Origin of the sequence: Hymenobacter psychrophilus (assembly GCF_900107135.1) — a bacterium.
In the GTDB taxonomy this organism is placed as follows: domain Bacteria; phylum Bacteroidota; class Bacteroidia; order Cytophagales; family Hymenobacteraceae; genus Hymenobacter; species Hymenobacter psychrophilus.
Window position 1 is genome coordinate 1 of record NZ_FNOV01000031.1, and the last position, 6,704, is coordinate 6,704.

11 protein-coding genes are annotated in these 6,704 nt (G+C 55.7%); 8 read left to right on the forward strand and 3 right to left on the reverse strand.

Annotated elements, in window-relative coordinates:
• Positions 1-324 (forward strand): transposase (locus tag BLW21_RS20680; protein WP_139255372.1); only part of this gene is annotated, 324 nt, incomplete at its 5' end.
• A 354-nt stretch (positions 325-678) separates the two neighbouring features.
• Here BLW21_RS20680 and BLW21_RS21915 read toward each other — a convergent pair.
• A complete protein-coding gene (locus tag BLW21_RS21915) occupies positions 679-849 on the reverse strand; it encodes an IS1096 element passenger TnpR family protein (RefSeq protein ID WP_092743979.1) in 171 nt (56 codons plus the stop codon).
• A 113-nt stretch (positions 850-962) separates the two neighbouring features.
• Here BLW21_RS21915 and BLW21_RS20690 point away from each other — a divergent pair, with 113 nt between their 5' ends.
• The 6 genes from BLW21_RS20690 to BLW21_RS20720 all read left to right on the forward strand — a co-directional run bounded on the left by BLW21_RS20690 (position 963) and on the right by BLW21_RS20720 (position 5,278).
• Positions 963-1,664 (forward strand): Tn3 family transposase, encoded by a 702-nt coding sequence (locus tag BLW21_RS20690; RefSeq protein WP_092743981.1) that lies wholly within the window; start codon positions 963-965, stop codon positions 1,662-1,664.
• A 332-nt stretch (positions 1,665-1,996) separates the two neighbouring features.
• On the forward strand, positions 1,997-2,947 hold the full coding sequence (locus BLW21_RS20700) for an IS481 family transposase (RefSeq protein ID WP_092743985.1): 951 nt from the start codon (positions 1,997-1,999) through the stop codon (positions 2,945-2,947).
• A gap of 95 nt (positions 2,948-3,042) precedes the next feature.
• On the forward strand, positions 3,043-3,258 hold the full coding sequence (locus BLW21_RS20705; RefSeq protein ID WP_175471078.1) for an integrase core domain-containing protein: 216 nt from the start codon (positions 3,043-3,045) through the stop codon (positions 3,256-3,258).
• A gap of 231 nt (positions 3,259-3,489) precedes the next feature.
• Positions 3,490-3,720, forward strand: a complete 231-nt coding sequence (locus tag BLW21_RS20710; RefSeq protein WP_092743989.1) for a hypothetical protein — start codon at positions 3,490-3,492, stop codon at positions 3,718-3,720.
• A gap of 294 nt (positions 3,721-4,014) precedes the next feature.
• Positions 4,015-4,215: a hypothetical protein gene (locus BLW21_RS20715; RefSeq protein ID WP_139255374.1), complete on the forward strand. Its 201-nt coding sequence runs from the start codon at positions 4,015-4,017 to the stop codon at positions 4,213-4,215.
• A gap of 277 nt (positions 4,216-4,492) precedes the next feature.
• Positions 4,493-5,278, forward strand: a complete 786-nt coding sequence (locus tag BLW21_RS20720) for a response regulator transcription factor (protein WP_092743993.1) — start codon at positions 4,493-4,495, stop codon at positions 5,276-5,278.
• Positions 5,279-5,472: 194 nt separating this feature from the next.
• On the opposite strand, the gene BLW21_RS22185 is transcribed toward BLW21_RS20720, so the two are convergent.
• Both BLW21_RS22185 and BLW21_RS21690 read right to left on the reverse strand, forming a co-directional pair.
• The gene (locus tag BLW21_RS22185) at positions 5,473-5,736 is read right to left on the reverse strand and encodes a transposase (protein ID WP_092743995.1); all 264 of its coding nucleotides are present in this window, start codon (positions 5,734-5,736) and stop codon (positions 5,473-5,475) included.
• The gene (locus tag BLW21_RS21690) at positions 5,634-6,164 is read right to left on the reverse strand and encodes a hypothetical protein (protein WP_175471080.1); all 531 of its coding nucleotides are present in this window, start codon (positions 6,162-6,164) and stop codon (positions 5,634-5,636) included. The genes BLW21_RS22185 and BLW21_RS21690 overlap by 103 nt, the downstream gene beginning before the upstream one ends.
• A gap of 125 nt (positions 6,165-6,289) precedes the next feature.
• Between BLW21_RS21690 and BLW21_RS20735 the strand changes: the two genes are divergently transcribed.
• Positions 6,290-6,547 carry a hypothetical protein gene (locus BLW21_RS20735; protein WP_139255375.1) on the forward strand — a complete coding sequence of 86 codons (258 nt, stop codon included), beginning with the start codon at positions 6,290-6,292 and terminating at the stop codon, positions 6,545-6,547.
• The last annotated feature ends 157 nt before the right edge of the window (positions 6,548-6,704 follow it).

The following is a 6,704-nucleotide window of genomic DNA, read 5'->3' on the forward strand; positions in this document are numbered from 1 at the left end:
GAACAAGCCGATTGCACCGTGCTACCGGAACTGCTGGCCGCCCTGCCCGAAAAGCCCGGCGCTGTGGTGGCCGATAAGGCCTACGACACGAACGCCGTGCTAGCGGCTGTGGCCGGGCAACACGCGCAAGCCGTGATTCCGCCTAAGGCCAACCGGATAGACCAGCGGGCCTATGATGAGAACCTGTATGCGGACCGCAACAAAGTCGAACGCTTCTTTGGCCGGCTTAAGGAGGCGCGGGGCTTTGCCACCCGCTACGAGAAAACCGCCACCTGCTTCTTAGCCGGCGCTCACCTGCTCGCCGCCCTCGATTGGCTCCGATGACTGTCCACACAGTCTAGCTTACTATGGCTCGATTTCTGGCCACAAGAAGGCAGGGCAAACAGGCATAAGACACCCACCAAAACAGATACAGCGAAGTTCATCGATGCGAAGAAGACTTGGAAACGACAGAAAGATAAGATTACGCTCGTTTTAATTTCCCGACCGTTTTGCTGAATCTGCGTCTCAGAGGCTCCTTTTCTGTAGTGGGTGCCTAATTGACTTGTTTATACTCGAGTCCCGGACCATCACACGCCCGCCACGTACTCTGCAGGGTGCCGTCGACTTTGAGGGCTAGCGTTTCGGTCCACAGGGTCGGCGTGCAGGAGCCGATGATGGGGCTGGCAGCGCCGTAAGTCAGGACAGCGTACGGCCCATCGGCCAAGGGTGCAGGTGCCAGTTCTCCCAGCCCATCGCTACCTGGAAAATATGATGCAGCTCGGCCAGGGTAGTATCGCCCCGCACCAACACGCGCCGGCTGATTTGCGGGCTGATGCCGAGCAGATGAATCTTTATGGTAGCCCCCAGCTAAGCGGTCAGGAGTGGAAGCAACAGGTGGTTGGGTCATGGTCTTTGCCGACAGCTTCGGCTTCCCAAGGTAGCCGAAGAAGCTGCCGCCCCCAACTGCCCCACACTTTTTGATGCTCTCCATTCGCGTGGCTTTTGCCCCGCGAATCCAGTCTTTTCAGGACCAGCAGCTCTACGCCTTTGCCGGCATGGATGTGCCCGACCTGGCCGCCTATGCCTTGCGGCTGGGCAAGCCCTTGGACCGGGAGCTGATTGAGGCGCAATGGGAAACCATCCTGCGGCTCATCGTCAGCCTCAAGCAGAAACACGTGACAGCCTCCACCGTGCTCAAGCGCCTCAATTCTTACTCCCAGCACCACCCGCTTTACCTGGCGCTGCGCGAATTGGGGCGCGCCGTGCGCACCGAGTTCCTGCTCCGCTACATGGACGACCAGGACCTGCGCAAGCGCATCGACGACCAGCTGGACAAGCTCGAAAGCACGCATCAGTTCGCCCGCGCCGTGTTCTATGGGCAAAACGGGCAGTTTCGCTACGCCGGCAAGGAAGAACAGCAAGTTGCCGATGCCTGCAAACGGCTCGTGCAAAATGTGATTGTGTGCTGGAACTGCTTGTACCTGAACCAGCAGTTGTTCCAGGCCCCGCCTGCCGAGCGGCAGACCCTGGCCGATGCCATCGCTCGGATGTCGCCCGTGAGCTGGCAGCACATCAACCTGCAAGGAGAATTTGATTTCTCGGACGAAGCGCTGACCGATGCACTACGCTTCGACTTGAGCGCATTGCTCACCGTCGAGTGGGAAGCAACTGAAAGCCAATAAACTACCCCGCCAAATGCGACTTTTGGACCAAACTTTTAACCAAGGCCAATTGTCCGTACAACATAGGCGGGAAGCTCTTCCTGAGTGAGGATTCGCGCACCATCAATTGGGGTTTTAACAGCCCCGTTTTCGATAGCATGGGCTCGTCGCTGTTCATTTGCTCGATAAAGAGCCGGGCGGCGAGGCATCCCTTTTCGAAGGCCGTCTGCCCTACACTGGATAGGCTGAGCGTAAGCAAGGCGGGTACGGACACGCCCCGCTCGGGCAGACCCTAGTTGTATAGTCCCAGAGAGAGATGGTGTATTTTCCGGGTTGGAATTTCGCACGAACTTATGGGACAAGTACTCCACGGCAGCGCCCGCACAACTTCGGCAATACGGGCCGCTATCCAACGTAGTCAGGAAAGCCTACAAACGTTAGCGGCCCGCCACGGCATCAACCCCAAAACGGTGGCCAAGTGGCGCAAGCGCACGACGACGGCAGATGCCACGATGGGGCCGACGCCCGCCTCCACCGTGCCCACGCTCGCGCAGGAGGCGATTGTAGTAGCGTTTAGAAAGCACACTTTGTTGCCGCTCGACGATTGTCTGTATGCCTTGCAGGCCACTATTCCCCACCTCTCGCGCTCGGCGTTGCACCGCTGTCTGCAGCGGCACGGCATCAGCCGCTTGCCCTTGAATGAAGAGGGGCAAAGCCCGCCGAAGAAAAAATTCAAGGACTATCCCATCGGCTATCTGCACGTCGATTTTGCCGAAGTGCACACGGAAGAAGGCAAGCAGTATTTGTTTGTGGCCATCGACCGCACCAGCAAGGTCGCCTTCGCTGAACTCCATCCGCGTGCTAAGCGGGTGGTCGCGGCAGAATTTCTGCGGCGCGTGCTCGACAAGCTGCCGTATAAAGTATACAAGGTCTTGACCGATAATGGTGTCCAGTTCACAGCGCAGCCACATCAATTGCTACCCGGCGGGCACAGTTTTGACCGCGTTTGCCGCGAATATGGTGTCGAGCATTGCCTGACCAAGCCCGCTCACCCCTGGACCAACGGCCAGGTCGAGCGGATGAATCGCACACTTAAAGAGGCCACCGTTCAGCGCTTCCACTATCAGACGACGCAAGAGCTCCACGAGCACCTACAAGCCTTTTTGCTGGCCTACAACCACGCCAAACGGCTCAAGACCTTGCGCGGCCTCACGCCACATGAATTTGTCTGTGCCGAGTGGCAGAAAAACTCCGTTAACTTCACCCAGGACCCGACCCACCTCACGCTGGGACTATACACCTAGTCGAGCGCCATGGTCCGCCCGAGCGGCTGCGCGTCGACAACGGGCCGGAATTCATTAGCCAGGCCCTGCAGAACTGGTGCGCCCAGCAAGACATCGTGCTACACTGGATTCAACCCGCCAGCCCCACGCAAAACGCTTACGTGGAACGCGTCAACGGCTCGTTCCGCCGCGAATTGCTCAACGGCTACCTCTTCGCTACCTTGCAGCAAGTGCGCGAACACTGCCGCTTGTGGCAGTACGATTACAATCATCTGCGTCTCCACCAAGCGCTGCACTTTATGACGCCAACCGAGTTTCGTCAAGCCGCCTGACCTCTACTTTTCACTGGCCTACTTTACGGGGAAGCCTACAGTTCTACTCTCTGCTAAGCCTCAACCGTCACATTTGCTAACTTAAGCCCGAATTCACTCGTGAAGCAACGAGTGCGGGTATTTTGCCAAAATTCTGATTGTGCAAACAAGCTCGGCCACGGAATAGATATCCTTGATGAATTCAATTACTTCGATGACAATACATAGTATTCTTCAAATTTTTTACCTTTTATGGCAGATATCTTAGTCAACTCTGTGAACCCAAAACTTACCCGCCGTCGCTTAATTTACGAGTTTAAGGCGGTATTGGCCTTAGCCGGCCTGACGGAGCAGCAACTATTAGCCGAACTGACCGCTTATTACCACTCGTTGGTAAAACAGATTAATTGCTGGAAGTCGCATTTGCGCCAGCAGGCGGGGCACTTCTTAGCCGAGCCTTTATCGATACCCCCATGCGCGTAACCAAACAACGCACTGTAGTTGTGTCCAGCGATGAAGGCTCGAGAAAGACTCGCTTCCTGGTATTTTTGCGCCTGGCGGGATACTCCTTCAACGCAAAACGGGTGCGCCGGCTGGTGCGGCTGATGGGACAGGAGCCAGTCCAGCCCAAACCGCGTTTATCGGTGGCGGCTCAGGTCCCATCAGCCTCACCATCTGTACCTGTTACGGCAGCGAGTACTGTACGCCCCCCATGAGGCCTGGAGCACTAATATCAACTGTATTCTCATAGCCAAGGGTGTCATCTACTTGGCGGCCGTGCTCGACTGGCACACGCGGTTACATACTTTGTCGGGAGTTGAGCAACACGCTCGACGTGGACGTTGCCTGCGCACGCGGATCATTCACTCCGCGCCCTACATCTTCGATTTCGACCAGGGCAGCCAATTTATCAGCCAGTTCTTTGAGCAGACCGCGCTAAATGCCGGTTGCCAAATCAGCAACGACGGGCGCGGCTAGGCCACTGACAATGCCTTCATTGAGCGCTTATGGTTTTCCATCAACTGGAAATGTGTCTACCTCAACCTGGCCATTGATGACCAGCACCTCTATGAGCAACTGCACACCTATTTCACCTACTCCAAGCAAGCGCCCCACCACGAGCTCAACGGCCAAACGCCGGCCCAGGTCTTTTGTGTCCTCACAGCCATTTACTTGACAACGGCCTCATAAACTGTTCAGATTTTAGGGAGCGCTACAATAGTTGATTTCACTGAACGTAAATTTAAACAGTAAGATGAAGGAGATAAGCGCGTTTTTCAACGGTGCCAATACTATTTCTGACATCGATCAGGAAAACGGACAGCAATTCAACTATCTGGACTGTGTGAAGGCTTTTGCTGTCGCCACTTACAGTAGTATCTACGTGATAGACTACATGAAACAGGGATTTGAGTACGTCTCCGACAACCCTTTATTCTTGTGTGGTAACACCGCGACCCAGGTGCAGGAAATGGGATACAATTACTACTTCAAGTATGTTCCCGAGAAGGATCTGGAGTTGTTGCTGAAAATCAATACGGTAGGATTTGAATTTTACGAGAAAATCCCGTTGGAAGACCGCGGTAATTACTCAATCTCGTACGACTTCCACCTAAGAAACCAAGAAGGAAAGCTAATATTGATCAATCAGAAACTGACTCCCATATTCTTCAACAACGAAGGAAAGATCTGGAAGGCATTGTGTGTCGTTTCACTCTCATCTGAGCGAGCTGAAGGTAACATTAGAATTCACAAAAGTGGAGAGAACGAGTTCTATACATACGACCTCCAGGAAAATATATGGCGGCCTGACCAGAAAATGAAACTATCGGTTCGGGAAACAGAAATTTTACAACTGTCCGTTAGGGGTCATACAATCAATGAAATTTCTGAAATACTTTTTGTATCTCCCGATACTGTTAAATTCCACCGGAGAAAGCTTTTTGAGAAGATGGGTGTAAACAGTATGACTGAAGCTACGTCTTACGCTGTAAACAATAATCTTAATATATTTTGGCAAGTAAAGTCTAAAAAATCTTGATGTTTTTTCTGCAAAAAACGCTAAATTAATAATTAATTCTCATATCAAAACTTGATGATATGTATTTATATTAATCTTCATTCTATAGTATTTTCGTGAATAGTTTATTTTTTTCATGGCGCCTTTTGTAAGGTATAGCGGTTTCGTGAACGGTTTACCCCTCGTTAGGACATTGGGTATGGTAGCCGCAGTGGTCAAACCAGTTGCGCGCATCTTGGCTGGTAATCCAGTTGATGGCTTGCTGCAGGGCATGCTCCAGTGCGTGCCTGGGCGGCTCGTAGGGCTGTCTTGAGCTTGCTCCAGGCCTGCTCCACGGGGCTGAAGTCGGGCGAGTAGGGCGGCAGAAACAGCACTTCTACACCCCGCTCGGCCAGCCAGTCGACCACGCCCGGCAGTTTGTGCACCGACAAGTTGTCCAGCACCAGTACATCGCCCCGCCGCAACGTGGGGCCAGACATTGGGTCACGTACCAGGCAAAATTCACGTAGTTGAGGCCGCCCTCCAGCAGTTGCACCGCCCCCAAGCCCCGTACTGACAGCGCCCCAGTCAGCGTCAGCGAGCGAGCACGCGTCAGCGGCACGGACTGGCCCACCCGTTGCCCCCTAGGGGCCCGGGCATAGCGGCAGCAATAGTCGAGGCGCAGGCCCGTTTCATCCAGAAAGTGGAAGCGCGCCACATCGGGCCGGGTGCAGACCGTTTCGACGTGTTCGGCGCGGGCCGCTCGCACCCGCTCGGTGGCGCGCTCGGTGGCGTGGTTACTTTTTTTGCGCCGCGACTTATGCGCGTTCAGCACATCCCAAATGCTAGTCTGGCCCACGGGGCGGTCAAATTCGGCCTGCCAGGCGGCGTTCAGCTCCGCCAGCGCGGCATCGGCTCGTTGGCTCACATGGGCCACAAGCCAGGCCTGCGCGGCGGGCGAAATGGCCCGGCCTGGGACGCCGCTGGCGGGCTTGGGCGTGTTGGCTCACATGGGCCATTTCGCCCGCCGCGCAGGCCTGGCTCGTGGCCCATGTGAGCCAACGAGCCGATGCCGCGCTGGCGGAGCTGAACGCCGCCTGGCAGGCCGAATTTGGCCGCCCCGTGGGCCAGACCAGCGTCTGGAACATGCTCCACAAGCACGGATTACGCCGAAAAAAAAGTAACCACGCTACCGAGCGTGACACGCAGCGGGTACGAGCGGTCTGGGCCCGGCGTGTGGAAAGGGTCTGCACCCGGCCCGATGTGGCGCGCTTCCACTTTCTGGACGAAACGGGCCTGCGCCTTGACTAGTGCCGCCAGTATGGCCGGGGCGCCGGCAGGCCGTGCGTGGGCCTGGCGGCGCCGCTGAGCCGGGGCCGTAGCCTGACGTTGATCGGGGCGTTATAGGTGCGGGGCCTGGGGGCGGTGCAGCTGCTGGAGGGCAGCCTGAATTATGTCAATTTCGCTT